Raw genomic sequence first — 15313 nt, 5'->3', positions numbered from 1 at the left:
TCTGGGTAGCATCCGCCACGATCCACCGCTGCCAACCACGTAACAGCAGGCGTCCACCAACACGTGGGGAAGGTGTGCCTGTAATGGGGCAAACAACCCGAAAATGCGCCGGAAACGGCGGAAAATCGAAGGTCTGAGCGCGGTCAACGCGACCGATGTGTCTCGCAGTGTCGTCCGGCCGCGTTGATCAGACCTTTCTTAGGTGCAGTCGGCACGCGCACGCTTTCGCTGGTTGAGGGCGTGGCAAGGGGATGCCTGCCACCGGCGGCCCTTGGCCAGCGTGCCCCGCCACGCGTTGCATTTTTTGCAGCACAAGCCCGCGAAAAAACTCTTTGATGGCGACAGGACTGCCTCCCTATAGTCGAAGTGTCACCTATCTCGCCTGCTCCCGGACTGCCATTGAACCCTCCGCGAGCCCCGTTGGTCCTGTCGATGCCCGCTGCCCTGCCGTCCCGCCAAGCCGCCTCCGACCTCACCGCTCCTGGCGGTGCGCGTGCGGTGGCACGGTGCGACGCGCTCGGCATCGCGCCCTACAGCGACAGCGACACCGGGCTATTCCGCGGCTGGCTTGGTCCTGCCTACCGCGCCACGGTGGAACAGGTGGGCACCTGGATGAAGGAGGCCGGCATGCAGGTGCGCATCGATCCCCTCGGCACATTGGTGGGCCGCTACGCCGGCACCCAGCCAGACGCCCCGGCGCTGTTGATCGGTAGCCACCTGGACAGCGTGCGCGATGCCGGGCGCTACGATGGCCCGCTCGGCATCCTGCTCGGCATCGAATGCGTCGCCGCACTGCATGCGCAGCGGCGCCGGCTGCCGTTTGCCATCGAGGTTATCGCCTTCGGCGACGAAGAGGGCTCGCGCTTTCCCGCATCCATGTTCTGCAGCCGCGCGGTGGCCGGCACGCTCGACCCCACCACGCTTGCGGTCGCCGATGCCGCCGGCATCACGGTGGCCAGCGCGCTGGCCGAGTGGAACCTGGACATCGTCCACGTGCAGCACGCCGCCCGCGCCCCAGGCAGCGTGCTGGCGTATCTGGAAACCCATATCGAACAGGGCCCGGTGTTGGAAGCGGAAGGATTGCCGCTCGGCATCGTCAGCGCCATCGCCGCACAGCGACGCTTCGCGCTGCGTTTCGAGGGCCGCGCCGGACATGCCGGCACCACCAGCATGGCACTGCGCCGCGACGCATTGAGCGCCGCAGCCGAAGCGCTACTCGCCATCGAACGTATCGCCCGCGCTGGCAGCAGCGATCTGGTCGCCACCGTCGGCAAGCTGCAGGTGGCTCCCGGCGCCACCAACGTGGTCCCGGGACGTGTGGACTGCACGCTGGACGTACGCGCCGGCAGCGATGCACCCCGCGATGCCGCCGTGCACCAGATCGAACAGGCACTCGCGCAGATCGCCATCCACCGCGGCATCGCCATCGCCGTCGAGCCACTGCAGACACTGGCCGCCAGCCCCTGCGCCCCGGCGCTGATCACGCGCCTGGAACACGCGGTTGCCGCGCAAGGCATCGCACCGCGGCAACTAGTCTCCGGTGCGGGGCACGATGCCATGGTGATGGCCGCGCTGTGTCCCACTGCGATGCTGTTCGTGCGCTGCGCCGGTGGGATCAGCCATCATCCGGACGAACATGTCGATCCGGCCGATGCCGAGATCGCGCTGGCAGTCATGCGCCACTTTATCGACCATCTGGGAGATCCCCTTGTCACCTGATCTGCGTCAGCTGCATACCTTCGGCGAACTCGCCCCCCCGCAGCGCCTGTTGATGGGCCCGGGCCCGGTCAATGCGCATCCGCGCGTACTGCGTGCGATGGCGGCAGATCTGCTGGGGCAGTTCGATCCGGAAATGACCACCTACATGAACGAGGTGATGGCGCTCTATCGGCCGTTGTTCGGCACCGAGAACCGCTGGACCTTCCTGGTCGATGGCACCGCGCGCGCCGGTATCGAAGCGGCGCTGGTCTCGCTGGTCAACCCGGGCGAGCGCGTGCTGGTGCTCAACTTCGGCCGCTTCGGCTTGTTGCTCACCGAAATCCTGGACCGCCTCGGCGCCGAGGTGCACAGCGTGGATGCGCCATGGGGACAGGTGCTGCCGCTGGGCGCGATTGCCGAGGCGATCGAGCGCGTGGCACCCAAACTGGTGGCCACCGTACACGGCGATACCTCCACCACCATGGCGCAGCCGCTCGATGGCGTCGGCGCGCTGTGCCGCGCAGCCGGTGCGCTGAGTTATGTGGACGCCACCGCCACCATCGGCGGCATGCCCATCGCCAGCGATCGCTGGGACGTGGATGTGGTTACCGGCGGTTTGCAGAAATGCCTGGGCGGGCCATCCGGCTCGGCGCCGATCACCGTCTCCGAGCGCGCGGCCGAGGCCATCTTCGCGCGTCGCCATGTCGAACGCGGCATCGTGCGCGACGACATCGCCAACGGCAGCGGCCGGCGCATCGCCTCGAATTATTTCGACCTGGCGATGATCATGGATTACTGGTCGGACAAGCGCCTCAACCACCATACCGAAGCCACCACCATGCTGTACGGCGCACGCGAATGCGCACGCGTGGCCCTGCAGGAAGGCCTGGATGCACGCTTCGCGCGCCACGCGGCGGCCGGGCGTGCGGTCAGCGCCGGCATCCGCGCGTTGGGGCTGGAGGTCTTCGGCGACGATGCGCATCGCATGACCAACGTCACCGGCGTGGTGATTCCGCCCGGCATCGACAGCGAGGCGGTGCGCCGGCGCATGCGCGAAGATTTCGAGATCGAGATCGGCACTGCGTTCGGCCCGTTGCAAGGCAAGATCTGGCGCATCGGCGCGATGGGCTACAACGCGATGAAGCACAAGGTACTGATCACCCTGGCCGCGCTGGAAGCGGTGCTGCGTGCCGAAGGCTATGCCTGCACGCAAGGCTTGGCGGTGGAAGCGGCACTGGCCGCCTGGCACGCGGAAACGCAGGCATGAACGCCGCGCGCGACCTGCTCGGCTATGGCGCCACGCCGCCTGCAGCGCAGTGGCCGGGCGGCGCGCGTATCGCCGTGCAGTTCGTTATCAATTACGAAGAAGGCGCGGAGAACTGCGTGCTCAACGGCGATGCGGGTTCTGAGGCGTTTCTGTCCGACATGGTCGGTGCGCAAGCGCAGCCCGGCGCACGCGCCATGGCCATGGAAAGCCTGTACGAATACGGCAGCCGCGCCGGCTTCTGGCGGCTGCATCGGCTGTTCACCGCACGCAACGTGCCGGTGACCGTGTTCGGTGTGGCGCAGGCATTGGCATCCAATCCGGATGCCGTTGCCGCGATGCAGGCGGCCGGTTGGGAAATCGCCAGCCACGGTCTGCGCTGGATCGATTATCAACACATGGACGAGTCCACCGAGCGCGCGCATATCGCGCAGGCCATCGCCGTGCATACGCGCGTCACCGGCAGCCGCCCGCTGGGTTGGTATCAGGGGCGCACCAGCCACAACACCGCCCGCCTGATCGCCGAAGAAGGCGGCTTTGTCTACGACGCCGACAGCTACGCCGACGACGTGCCGTACTACGACAGCCGCCACGGCCGCGCGCAGTTGATCATGCCGTACACGCTGGATGCCAACGACATGAAATTCGTCGCCTACAACGGCTTTGCCGATGGCGAGCCGTTCTTCCGCTATCTGCGCGACAGCTTCGAACAGCTGCGCAGCGAAGGCGGGCGCATGCTCTCGATTGGCCTGCACGGACGCATCGTCGGCAAGCCGGCGCGTGCGGCAGCTCTCGCGCGCTTTGTCGATCATGTGCTGGCCAGCGGCGATGCCTGGATTGCGCGCCGCATCGATATCGCGCGCCATTGGCTGCAGGTGCACCCGGCATGAGCATCGCAAGCGCCGACTTCGATCTACCCGAGGTCATCTCGCAAGTGACGGCCGCCTTCCATGCCTATGAAACAGCGCTGATGCGCGATGACCTCGCTGCGATGGATGCACTGTTCCATGCAGCGCCCAGCACGGTGCGGTATGGCGTGGGCGAAGTGTTGTACGGCATTGACGCCATCCGCGCGTTTCGTATCGGCCGCGGTGGCTCGCCGCAGCGCCGGCTGACGCATGTGCAGGTGCATGCTTTCGGCCACGACTTTGCCACCACGCACGCCGAATTCGTTCGAGACGGAAGTGCTGCACGCGGCCGGCAAAGCCAGAGCTGGGTGCGCTTTGCCGATGGCTGGAAAGTCGTGGCCGCGCATGTCTCGCTGCAAGGCATGCACGCATGAGCGTGATCGACGACCCCGGGCTGGACGATGCCGCCTTCATGGCGCGCTACCGCGACCTGTTCGAGCACTCGCCGTGGGTGATCGAACGTGCGCTGCGACGGCGGCCGTTGGCCGATGTGCATCACGGCCTGATGCAGGTTGTCCACGAGGCATCGCCGCAAGATCAGGTCGCACTGATCCGCGCCCACCCCGAGCTGGCCGGCAAGGCCGCGCTCGACCGCACGCTCACTGCCGCATCGGCCGCAGAGCAGTCTGCTGCGGGGCTGGACCGGCTCAGCGAAGCCGAATTCAAGCGCTTCCACGCGCTCAATCAGGCCTATCGCCGCCGTTTCGGATTCCCGTTCGTGATCTGCGTGCGGCTGCACGACAAGGCCGGCATTCTCGCCGCGCTGGAGCAGCGGCTGGACGCACCGCGCAACGCAGAGATCGCCACCGCCATTGCCGAAATCGGCAAGATCGTTCACCTGCGTCTGGAGGCACTGCCATGAGCCTGGCCCAACTCGAACGCACCCTCGCCCACGACCTGCAATGCCTGGCCCACGGTGGCGATGCCTGGGTGCAACCGCGCGTGCATCCGGGCGGGCACGTCTACGACGTGATCATCGTCGGCGCCGGCCAGAGCGGCCTGGGGGCGGCGTTCGCGCTGCAACGCGAGCATGTGCACAACGTGCTGGTGATCGACGAAAATCCCGCAGGCCAGGAAGGCCCGTGGGTGACCTACGCGCGCATGCAGACCTTGCGCACGCCCAAGCACCTCACCTCGATCGATCTGGGCGTGCCATCGCTCACCTTCCGCGCGTGGTGGGAGGCGCAGTACGGCAGCGCCGCCTGGGACGCGCTGGACAAGATTCCGCGCGCGCGCTGGATGGATTATCTGCGCTGGTATCGCACAACGCTGCGCTTGCCGGTGCGCAACGCCACCCGCCTGGTCCGGGTGGAACCGGACCTCGCACCGGGCATCCATCGCCTGCATCTGGCGATGGGCGCACCCCTGCTCACACGCAAGCTGATTCTGGCCACCGGCATTCAGGGCGGGGGCCAGTGGGTGGTGCCCGAGTTGATCAGCCGCGCCCTGCCCGCGCATCGCTACGCACACACTTCTGGCCACATCGATTTCGCCGCACTGGCCGGCAAGCGTGTGGGCATTCTGGGCGGCGGCGCCTCGGCCTTCGACAACGCCTGCTTTGCGCTCGACCAAGGCGTCGCCAGTGCCGAGGTGTTCGTGCGCCGAACTCAATTGCCACGCATCAATCCGTTTCGGCACATGGAACAGGCCGGCATCATTCCGCGTTTTCTGGCGCTGCCGGATGCAGACAAGTATCGGATAATGGCCAGCTTCTTCGCGCACAACCAACCGCCTACCAACGACACCTTCCAACGCGCCTGTGCGCATGCCGGTTTTGCGCTGCATCTGGGTGCGCCCTGGCTGGACGTGGCCGAACGCGACGGCGAGATCGTCGTACGCACGCCGCAGCGCGAACACCGCTTGGATTTTCTTGCCGTCGCCACCGGTCTGGTCACCGATCCGCGCCTGCGGCCGGAACTGGCCGCGCTGTCCGGGCGCATCGCCTGCTGGGGCGATCGCTATCGGCCGCCGCCGGGCCAGGCCAACCCGTTGCTGGACGCACATCCCTATCTGGGACCTGGCTTCGAACTGCTGCCGCGCACGCCCGACGATGCCGCGCTGCTGCACGGGTTGTTCGCATTCAACTATTCGGCGCTGATCAATCACGGCCCTTCGGCGGCGGCATTGTCCGGGCTGAAGGTGGCACTGACGCGGCTGGCCCGCGCAGTGGCCGACCAGTTGTTCCTGGACGACCGCCAGGCCATCGTCGACAACTACTTGGCCTACGACCAACCCGAGTTCGTCGGCCAATGGCCGCAACCCACCCAGGCGGTGGCATGAGCAGCCTGTCCACGCACGTGCTGGACACTGCCACAGGCCGCCCCGCCGCGGGCGTGCCGCTGCGCCTGTTCGCCGGCGAAACGCTGCAGTTCGAAGGCCTCACCAATCCCGACGGTCGCTGCCCGGAGCTGGCCGCGCTCGCGCTGCAACCCGGCCGCTACCGGCTGGAATTCGACCTGGCCCGCTATTGGCAGGCCAGCGGCATGACGTTGGCCGACCCGCCGTTTCTGGAACAGGTGCCGATTGCCTTCGGCATCGCCGACGACGGCCACTACCATGTGCCGCTATTGCTCTCCCCGTACGGCTACTCCACCTATCGTGGCAGCTGAGCGCTGCGTATTGCCGCAAGGCAGGCCGTTCGGGCCCTTCTGCACGCCGGTCTGCGCTTCCATCGCACTGCCGGCGCGGGTGACCCGCTGCGCACAGTGTCAGACCGGTTTCACTCAAGCCCCGTAGAATGGCCGCTTTCCGGCGACAGGCCGGGGCACCGGAACGGTCATGATCCACAACGATGTACTGCGCAGCATCCGCTACATGCTCGAGCTCAGCGACGACAAGGTGGTGGAGATCACCCACCTGGCCGACCCCGAGTTCGCGCTCGACAAGCCGCAGGTACAGGCCTGGCTGAAAAAGGAAGACGAGCCGGGCTTTGAGCCCTGCACCGATGCGATGCTGGCGCGTTTTCTGGATGGCCTGGTGCTGCGCTTCCGCGGCCGCGACGAGAGCCAGCCGGTCCGCCCGCTGGAAAGCCGCGTCAGCAACAACCTGGTGTTGAAGAAGCTGCGCGTGGCCTTCGAATTGAAGGACGTCGACATGCACGCCATCTTCGCCAGCGCGGGTTTCCCGCTGTCCAAGCCGGAACTCTCGGCACTGTTCCGCCAACCCGGCCACAAGAACTTCCGTCCCTGCGGCGACCAGCTCCTGCGCGCCTTCCTCAAGGGCCTGACCGCCCGGATGCGCGAAGCGGGATGATCTTCAGCGCACGGGCTCGGCCGCTGGCGCTTGTCCAGCGGATGTCCTTTGTCGGCGCAAGAGCACTATTGAGAACCGCATGCACGATCTAACTCACCACCACGGTACGAATGACCATGCGCCATCTGTACCGTAGTCGTCAGATCACGCGCGACGGCGCCCAACACGCAGCAGGTGCGATCAGCTGAAACGTCTGTGGCGGATCTGCTCGCGTTCTTGTTCGGTCATATCATCCATGTGGATGTAGTGGACGCCTTGTCCGCGCGGGGCACTGAGAAGCTGCGACTCGATGTCCTCCTGGTCGCCGTCGAGCGAGGAGATCAGACCCACGATGGTACCGTGCGGGGCAACCCGCCATAGCGCCACACGTTGGAAGACGCGCACCTGGTCGGTATCGGTCACTTGGGGATAGGTCGCGTACCAACCATCGGCAGGCAGGTAGCGATAAGAACCGTAGTCGTTCATAGCGTCTCTGGATTGGCGGAGTGGCCTGCTGATTGTGGAAAGACTTTGACCGAAGTGGAATACGGGGATTTCTGATTTAGCGCTGCGATTACGTATCTCGCACCCGATGCTTCGCTGCAACGTGGAGCATTTCGTGCGCTCTATTATGGTGAGCCAGAACGCAGCGGGCTGCCGGCAGTCGCGCACAGGTCTCTGTCGCACTCTATGCAGCAGAAACGTATCCTTGCCGCGCATGACCGACCCCGCTTTTCCCATCTCCCCGCTGTTGCCGCAGATTCGCGACAGTCTTGCCGCGCATCCGCGGCTGGTGCTGGAAGCGCCGCCCGGCGCCGGCAAGACCACCCAGGTGCCGTTGGCGCTGCTGGATGCGCCATGGCTGGTCGGCCGCAAGATCGTAATGCTGGAGCCGCGCCGCGTGGCGGCCCGCAGCGCGGCGCAGTTCATGGCGCGCCAGCTTGGCGAGCCGGTCGGCGAGACGGTGGGCTACCGCATCCGCTTCGAGAACAAGACCTCCGCGCGGACCCGCATTGAAGTGGTCACCGAAGGCATCCTGACCCGGCTGATCCAGGACGACCCGATGCTGGAAAGCGTCGGCGTGCTGCTGTTCGACGAATTCCACGAACGGCATCTGGCCGGCGACCTGGGTCTTGCGCTGGCGCTGGATGTGCAGGCGCAGGTGCGCGAGGACCTGCGCATCGTGGCGATGTCGGCCACGCTGGATGGCGAACGCCTGGCCGGCTTTATGGAAGCGCCGCGGCTGAGCAGTGCCGGGCGCAGCTTCCCGGTGGAAATTGCGCACTTTCCCGCGCGCCGCGACGAAGCGCTGGAGCCGCAGACGCGGCGTGCGGTGGAGCACGCGTTGTCCTCGCATCCCGGCGACGTGCTGGTGTTTCTGCCCGGCCAGCGCGAAATCGCGCGCGTGCACACCGCCCTGCAGGATGTGCTGGATCCGGCGGTGCACGTGCTGCCGCTGCACGGCGAGCTGTCGGTGGAGGCGCAAAGCCAGGTACTGCAGCCCGACCCGCAAGGGCGCCGCCGCGTGGTGCTGGCCACCAACGTGGCCGAGTCCTCGGTCACCTTGCCGGGCGTGCGCGTGGTGATCGACAGCGGGCTGGCGCGCGAGCCGCATTACGACCCCAACAGCGGCTTTTCGCGGCTGGACGTGGCGGCCATTGCGCAGGCCTCGGCAGACCAGCGCGCCGGCCGCGCCGGGCGTGTCGCCAGCGGCTGGGCCTACCGGCTGTGGCCGCAATCGCAACGGCTGGAGCCGCAGCGCCGCGCCGAAATCACGCAAGTGGAACTGGCCGGCCTGGCACTGGAACTGGCCGCCTGGGGCAGCAGCGCGCTGCGCTTTGTCGATGCGCCGCTCAGTGGCGCGCTGGCGGCCGCGCACGAACTGCTGCAGCGGCTGGGCGCGCTCAGCGCAAGCGGCGACATCACCGCACTCGGCCGGCGCATGCTGGCGCTGGGCACGCATCCACGCCTGGCAGCGATGCTCGCGCACGCCGGCGATGCTTCGCGTGTAGCGCTGGCCTGCGACCTGGCCGCGCTGCTGGAAGCGCGCGATCCGCTGCGCCAGGGTGGCGATGGGCTGGCCACGCGTTGGCGGGCGCTGGCGGCATTTCGTCAGGGCCGCAGCGCGGCCGACGCCAATCGCGGTGGCCTGGCTGCCATCGACAGCGCCGCCAGACAATGGCGACGCCGGCTGCGCTGCGACAGCGCCCCGCCATCCAACGTGGAGGCGCACGCACTCGGCGACCTGCTGTCGCATGCGTTCCCTGATCGCATCGCCGCACGCCACCCCGCCGACCCGCTGCGCTACCTGCTCGCCAACGGCCGCAGCGCGCGCCTGTTCGACCACAGCGATCTGCGCGGCGAACCGTGGCTGGTAGCCAGCGAGCTGCGCTACGAAGCCAAGGATGCGCTGTTGCTGCGCGCCGCGCCGGTGGACGAAGCCTACCTGCGTCGCAGCCTGCCCGAGCGCTTCGTGCAGCAGGACGTGGTGCAGTGGGACGCGGACAAGCGCGCCCTGGTCGCCCGCCGCCAATCCAACTTCGACCGGATCGTGCTCGACAGCCGCCCGGCCGGTCGCGTCGATCCGGCGCACGCCGCAGGCGCCCTCACCGACGCAGTGCGTCAACTTGGCCTGGACGCCCTGCCGTGGACCGAAAACCTGCAGCAGTGGCGCGCACGCATGCAGTCGCTGCGGGCATGGATGCCCGAGCTGGCGCTGCCCGATCTTTCCGATACGGCGCTGCTGGAGACGCTGGACACCTGGCTACGCCCGGCCTTCGCCGGCAAAACCCGTCTGGACGCGCTGGATGAGGCCAGCCTGGGCGAAGCACTGAAGAGCGCGCTGCCCTGGGAGCGTCGCCAGTCGATCGACCACCATGCGCCCACCCGCATCAGCGTGCCCTCGGGCATGGAGCGACCGATCAGCTACGCCCTCGATCACGCCGGCCAACCGCTACCGCCAGTGCTGGCGGTCAAACTGCAGGAACTGTTCGGCCTGGCCGAAACTCCACGCATCGCCGACGGCCGCATCCCGTTGACATTGCACCTGCTGTCCCCCGGCGGGCGGCCGTTGCAGGTGACCCAGGACCTGGGCAGTTTCTGGGCGAATACGTATCCGGACGTTAAATAAAGAGATGAAGGGGCGGTATCCGCGGCATCCGTGGCCAGATGATCCATGGACCGCTGCAGCAACTCACCGAGCCAAACCACGCGGCACCCTGACACGCACGGACCCGCAGCGGCGGTGAAGGGGAAACCGGTGCTCGAAATCTCATGCGCCGCGCTACCTAACCGTAAGCCAAACGAGACCCAGCGCCGCTAACGCCGCCTATACGCATCAGCGCACAGACTGCAGGCCATGTACTCAGAAAGGAAACGCCTCCGATGAGCAAGCTGACTGTGATCACCGAACGCGCCCTGGGGCGTGCCCTGGAACTGGCCGGCACCGCGGGCGACCAGCTGCGTCATGCCGCATCCAACGCGGGCGATCAGGCACGCAACGCCGGCAGCAGCCTGCGTCATTTCGGACCGAGCGCAAGCGAGTGGCTCAAGACCGGCGCCGCGCTCGGTGCAGTGCGCACCGGTGGCAAGGCTGCCAGCAAACTGGTCAAGCGCAATCCGGCCGTCACGGTGGCCGCCGCGGTCGCAGGCCTGGGCCTGATCGGCTATGCGGTGTATCGCAAGCGTCAGCGTGACCAGCAGGTGCTCGGCGGCAATGTGCATCGTCTGGAACGCGAACATGCCAGCAATGCCAACGCACGCCGCGCGGCCTACCAGCGTCGCGGTGCGGTGACCCCGAGCGACGGCATCGAATAAGCGACTGCGCGTAGCAACCCTCAAACGCCACGGCCTGCTGCCGTGGCGTTTTTCGTTTGTAGGGCGCATGTCGGCGTGCAGCACAGTGCACGATGTCAGCGTGTGATGGACCCACGCTGCATGTCGGCTACGCCAGATAATGGGACGTCCATCAAACCTACCGAACAACAGTGGTCCATGCGTGGCTCAGCTGAAGCGTGAGGCAAGCGCAGGATCGCCCCGCTCGCAGGCTCCGGTCATCGCGCCCGACGGCGATGCGATCATTTTGTTAGCGACCAAACCCCGTAGCGCAATGCCACGTCGTGCCGTGCACGCCACAGTTGCAACACCTCAGCGCCGGCTCCGGCGCGGGCGCCCGCTGGCCGTTTCTTCAGTGCGCCACTGTCCGGGTGCAAGCATGTCCAGCCGCCAATCGCCGATGGCCACGCGCACCAGGCGCAAGGTCGGCAAGTCCACCGCTGCGGTCATGCGCCGCACCTGACGGTTGCGGCCTTCGGTGATCTGCAGCTCCAGCCAGGCGTCGGGCACGGTCTTGCGCACGCGCACCGGAGGATCGCGCGGCCACAGCTGCGGTGCCGGGTCGAGCATGCGCACCTGTGCCGGCCGGGTGGGGCCATCGTTTAGCACCACGCCGTCGCGCAACGCCTGCAGTTGCTCGGCGTGTGGCGCACCCTCCACCTGTACCCAGTACGTCTTGGGCTGTTTGTGGCGCGGGTCGGTCAGCCGATGCGCCAATGCACCATCGTCGGTCAGCAACAGCAAGCCTTCGCTGTCATGGTCCAGACGGCCTGCGGCATACACATCGGGCGGCAGGCCGAATTCGGCCAGCGTGCGCTTGGGCGGCTGCGAACGGTCGCTGAATTGCGAGAGCACACCATAGGGTTTGTTCAACAACACCAACATTGCCAATCCTGTTGCGCGACGCGCCGCACGAACCCGATGCCGTCCAACATCTGCATGCCGACACGCGCAACGCGCCGCCATGCAGGTCGGGCGTCAGCGCTTGACGAACTTCAGGGTCATGCGGTCGCTCTCGCCGATGGCATCGCCTCGGCAGTGCCGGCTATGCGCCAGTTATGCACGTTGCGGAAGGTCAGCACCAGGTCGGCGGAGTTGTCCACGCCAAAGGACGGCGACTTGGGCACATACGACACGAGCGACGGCTTGCCATACACCTCCGGCTTGGCATAGAACTTCTTCTCCAGCTCGTCGCGCGCGCGTTGCTCGTACTCGCGGCTGCGGCCTTCCGGCGCCGAGGCCGGGTCGACCGCCGCCGCCACGTACTTGCCCTTGTCGCGCAGGTACGGCGCCAGGATTTCCGAATACCAGCCGCCGCCCGGGCTAATTTCGATGACGGTCTGGGTCGGCTTGATGCCGAAGAACGCCAGCGTCTGACCGGGGTGGCGATATTGATCGCGCTGCACGTACACGCGGTCGCGCCAGTTGCCATCGATAGCCGCCTGCAATGCGGCGTCGGGCGCCGGCAAGGTCGCGCTGTCGGAAGGCTTTATTGCCATCGCCAGCGGCGCACTCATCGCCACCACCACACCCATCACACATGCACAGGCCAGCTTGTTGCGGATCATCGCAGCACCCTCATCCCGGAAAAAGTAGCGCGAGCCTAGCATGCGCTCCAGCGCCTGCCATATGCCCGTCGTGCATTCGCGCAAGGCCTGTTGCGGCGTCCCCGCCGCCGACATGTTCAGATCCCGTGAGCGGCTGAGAACGATCGGCGGAACGCTGAATCCACGCAGATGTCACACGCAACATCGGTGTGTGTGACTATCCTGTTGCCAGTTCGAATCAGGAGCATCCACGATGAACCAACCCCGCGCACTCGGCCGCTCCGGCCTGCAGGTTCAACCGATTGTCTTCGGCGGCAATGTGTTCGGCTGGAGTGCCGACGAGGCGACCTCGTTCGCCTTGCTAGATGCATTCGTGGATGCCGGCTTCAATCTCATCGATACGGCCGATGCTTACTCCGGCTGGGTGCCCGGCAATCGCGGCGGCGAATCGGAAACCATCATCGGGCGCTGGCTTGCGCGCAGCGGAAAGCGCGACAAGGTGCTGATCGCCACCAAGGTGGCCAAGTGGAGCGAGCATCCCGGGCTTTCGCCGGACAATATCGCTGCAGCGGTGGAAGATTCGCTGACGCGTCTGCAGACCGATGTGATCGATCTGTACCAGGCGCACGAAGACGACGAATCGATTCCGCTGGAAGCCACGCTGGCGGCGTTCGGCCGACTGATCGAACAAGGCAAGGTGCGTGCGATCGGCGCGTCCAACTACAGCGCTGCGCGCCTGCACGATGCATTGGATATTTCCGAGCAGTACAAACTGCCGCGCTATGAAAGCCTGCAGCCGGAATACAACCTGTACGATCGCGCCGGTTACGAAGCCGAACTGGAGCCGCTGGTGCGCGAGCGCGAGCTGGGGGTGATCAGCTACTACTCGCTGGCCAGCGGCTTTCTCACCGGCAAATACCGCAGCGCCGACGATGCCGGCAAGAGCAGCGCACGCGGTGCATCGGTGGTCAAGCAGTACGTCAACCCGCGTGGCCTGCGCATCCTGCAGGCGCTGGACGATCTGGCCGTGACGCACAACGCCACGCCTGCACGGATTGCGCTGGCCTGGCTGATCGCACGCCCCGGCCTGACCGCGCCGATCGTCAGCGCCACCAGCGTGACCCAGTTGCACGATGTGCTGGCCGCCGCACGCGTGGCGCTCAGTGCCGATCAGATTGCGCAACTCGACAGCGCCAGCGCGCCGGAGTCATCGACAGCCGTTTAGCGCGTCAGTGGGCATGTCGTCTTGTTTGCCGAACATGCACCCTGCTGCGTCTATGACAGCATTCCCTCGCACAGCCGCACCGGCGGCTGTGCTCACCCGACCGCGCACGCGCGGACCGTCTGCGAGCCATTCCCATGACCTCCATCATCAACCGCCGCATCGTGCTGGCATCGCGCCCGCACGGAGAACCCAGCGCCGACAACTTCTGCATCGAAGAGGTCGTAGTCGCACCTCCCGGCCACGATCAGATTCTGGTCCGCAATCGCTTCCTGTCGCTGGACCCGTATATGCGTGGCAGCATGGACGAAGGCCCGTCCTACGCCGCGCCGGTGGCCATCGATGCGGTGATGGAAGGCGGCACCGTCGGCGAAGTCATCGCGTCCAATCACGCCGACTATCACCCTGGCGATCTGCTGGTGCTGCCCGGTGGCTGGCAGACGCATACGCTGCTGACCCCGACCACACCCCTGCGCAAGCTATCCAAGGACGACAGCCTGCCACTGAGCACTGCGCTCGGCGTGTATGGCATGCCCGGCTTTACGGCCTATGCGGGCCTGCATGAAATCGGCAAGCCGCAGCCCGGCGAAACGCTGGTGGTCGCGGCCGCCAGCGGCCCGGTCGGTGCCACGGTGGCGCAGCTTGCACGCCTGCAGGGCCTGCGCGTGGTCGCCATTGCCGGTGGCAAAGAGAAAGTGCGTTACCTGCGTGACACGCTCCATGTGGACGTGGCGCTGGATCACCGCGCCGACGACTTTGCAGAGCAGTTGCGCGCCGCGACGCCGGACGGCATCGACATCTATTTTGAAAACGTCGGTGGCAAGGTGTTCGATGCAGTGCTGCCGCAGCTCAACGACTTTGCACGCATCCCGGTCTGCGGCGTGATCGCCACCTACAACAACCGTGGGCAAGCCCACCCCGGCCCGGATCGCCTGCCCGACTTCATGGGCCAGGTGCTGCGCAAACGCCTGACGGTGCGCGGCTTCATCCAGCACGATTTCATCCGCCTGATGCCTGCCTTCCTGCGCGAAATGGGCCAGTGGCTGCGCGAGGACAAGATTCAGTACCGCGAGCACGTGCTGCACGGCCTGGACAGCGCACCGCAGGGACTGATCGACGTGTTGCGCGGCAGGAACTTCGGCAAGGCCGTGGTCGCTCTGGACTGATCAACCTCACACCACGTCGCACACGGTCGCTGTTGCGATTCCCCACTCCCCATTCCCGATTCTCCATTCCCAAAGGAACACAATGACTGTCCCCGCATTCGGCCTCGGTACCTTTCGTCTCAAGGATCAGGTTGTCATCGACTCGGTGCGCAACGCATTGGAGTTGGGCTATCGGGCGGTCGATACCGCGCAGATTTACGACAACGAAGCGCAGGTTGGCGAAGCGATCGCAGCCTCCGGCATCGCGCGCGATCAGCTGTATCTGACCACCAAGATCTGGGTGGACAAGTTCGGCGACGGCGCCTTGCTGACTAGCTGTTCAGTCCCGGCATTAGATGGATCGGATTCACTTTGAACCGCTCGGGTTCGGATGTCCACTGCTTGCAGATGAATTCGTACGGTGTCAGACCCTTCAGAGCTTTGAGCCTGCGACCGTAGTTGTA

Annotated in this window: 13 protein-coding genes and 4 pseudogenes; 13 read left to right on the top strand and 4 right to left on the bottom strand. The window is 66.3% G+C overall.

The features are described 5' to 3' along the window. The first annotated feature begins 498 nt into the window (after nucleotides 1–498). From XAXN_RS15095 to XAXN_RS15060, 8 genes are all read left to right on the top strand, one after another. Complete coding sequence (locus XAXN_RS15095) at nucleotides 499–1719, top strand: allantoate amidohydrolase (RefSeq protein ID WP_241148188.1); 1221 nt, start codon at nucleotides 499–501, stop codon at nucleotides 1717–1719. Then, nucleotides 1709–2965, top strand: a complete 1257-nt coding sequence (locus XAXN_RS15090) for a pyridoxal-phosphate-dependent aminotransferase family protein (protein WP_054320149.1) — start codon at nucleotides 1709–1711, stop codon at nucleotides 2963–2965. The genes XAXN_RS15095 and XAXN_RS15090 overlap by 11 nt, the downstream gene beginning before the upstream one ends. After that, the gene (gene puuE / locus XAXN_RS15085) at nucleotides 2962–3852 is read left to right on the top strand and encodes an allantoinase PuuE (protein ID WP_054320148.1); all 891 of its coding nucleotides are present in this window, start codon (nucleotides 2962–2964) and stop codon (nucleotides 3850–3852) included. The genes XAXN_RS15090 and puuE overlap by 4 nt, the downstream gene beginning before the upstream one ends. Next, on the top strand, nucleotides 3849–4244 hold the full coding sequence (gene hpxZ, locus XAXN_RS15080; protein ID WP_054320147.1) for an oxalurate catabolism protein HpxZ: 396 nt from the start codon (nucleotides 3849–3851) through the stop codon (nucleotides 4242–4244). The genes puuE and hpxZ overlap by 4 nt, the downstream gene beginning before the upstream one ends. Further along, entirely contained in the window at nucleotides 4241–4732 is a 492-nt protein-coding gene (gene uraD / locus XAXN_RS15075; protein WP_042824416.1) for a 2-oxo-4-hydroxy-4-carboxy-5-ureidoimidazoline decarboxylase, read from the top strand. The genes hpxZ and uraD overlap by 4 nt, the downstream gene beginning before the upstream one ends. Beyond that, complete coding sequence (hpyO, locus tag XAXN_RS15070; RefSeq protein WP_042824418.1) at nucleotides 4729–6150, top strand: FAD-dependent urate hydroxylase HpyO; 1422 nt, start codon at nucleotides 4729–4731, stop codon at nucleotides 6148–6150. The genes uraD and hpyO overlap by 4 nt, the downstream gene beginning before the upstream one ends. Continuing rightward, the gene (gene uraH, locus XAXN_RS15065; RefSeq protein ID WP_134812685.1) at nucleotides 6120–6479 is read left to right on the top strand and encodes a hydroxyisourate hydrolase; all 360 of its coding nucleotides are present in this window, start codon (nucleotides 6120–6122) and stop codon (nucleotides 6477–6479) included. Before hpyO ends, uraH begins: the two co-directional genes overlap by 31 nt. Before the next feature lie 169 nt (nucleotides 6480–6648). Further along, on the top strand, nucleotides 6649–7122 hold the full coding sequence (locus tag XAXN_RS15060) for a YehS family protein (protein WP_042824420.1): 474 nt from the start codon (nucleotides 6649–6651) through the stop codon (nucleotides 7120–7122). Between the two features lie 180 nt (nucleotides 7123–7302). Here XAXN_RS15060 and XAXN_RS15055 read toward each other — a convergent pair whose 3' ends face one another. Continuing rightward, nucleotides 7303–7587 (bottom strand): hypothetical protein, encoded by a 285-nt coding sequence (locus tag XAXN_RS15055; protein ID WP_042824421.1) that lies wholly within the window; start codon nucleotides 7585–7587, stop codon nucleotides 7303–7305. A 232-nt stretch (nucleotides 7588–7819) separates the two neighbouring features. Between XAXN_RS15055 and hrpB the strand changes: the two are divergent. After that, a pseudogene (gene hrpB, locus XAXN_RS15050) lies at nucleotides 7820–10349 on the top strand (ATP-dependent helicase HrpB). A 136-nt stretch (nucleotides 10350–10485) separates the two neighbouring features. After that, on the top strand, nucleotides 10486–10917 hold the full coding sequence (locus XAXN_RS15045) for a hypothetical protein (RefSeq protein ID WP_054320146.1): 432 nt from the start codon (nucleotides 10486–10488) through the stop codon (nucleotides 10915–10917). Nucleotides 10918–11247: 330 nt separating this feature from the next. Here the strand turns inward: XAXN_RS15045 and XAXN_RS15040 are convergent, their stop codons facing one another. Next, complete coding sequence (locus XAXN_RS15040; protein ID WP_054320145.1) at nucleotides 11248–11820, bottom strand: pseudouridine synthase; 573 nt, start codon at nucleotides 11818–11820, stop codon at nucleotides 11248–11250. 140 nt (nucleotides 11821–11960) lie between these two features. Further along, nucleotides 11961–12503: pseudogene (locus XAXN_RS15035) on the bottom strand (class I SAM-dependent methyltransferase); the annotation flags it as partial. Between the two features lie 232 nt (nucleotides 12504–12735). On the opposite strand from XAXN_RS15035, the gene XAXN_RS15030 reads away from it, so the two are divergent. From XAXN_RS15030 to XAXN_RS15020, 3 genes and pseudogenes are all read left to right on the top strand, one after another. Then, nucleotides 12736–13707 (top strand): aldo/keto reductase, encoded by a 972-nt coding sequence (locus XAXN_RS15030; protein ID WP_054320144.1) that lies wholly within the window; start codon nucleotides 12736–12738, stop codon nucleotides 13705–13707. Between the two features lie 134 nt (nucleotides 13708–13841). Beyond that, entirely contained in the window at nucleotides 13842–14870 is a 1029-nt protein-coding gene (locus tag XAXN_RS15025; RefSeq protein WP_054320143.1) for an NADP-dependent oxidoreductase, read from the top strand. A gap of 82 nt (nucleotides 14871–14952) precedes the next feature. Then, nucleotides 14953–15186 (top strand): annotated as a pseudogene (locus tag XAXN_RS15020) (aldo/keto reductase); the annotation flags it as partial. Here the strand turns inward: XAXN_RS15020 and XAXN_RS21760 are convergent. After that, a pseudogene (locus XAXN_RS21760) lies at nucleotides 15182–15313 on the bottom strand (IS481 family transposase); the annotation flags it as partial. The pseudogenes XAXN_RS15020 and XAXN_RS21760 overlap by 5 nt on opposite strands.

The organism is Xanthomonas axonopodis, from assembly GCF_001304695.1.
GTDB lineage: Bacteria > Pseudomonadota > Gammaproteobacteria > Xanthomonadales > Xanthomonadaceae > Xanthomonas > Xanthomonas axonopodis.
This window is presented reverse-complemented; position numbering and strand designations above follow the sequence as displayed.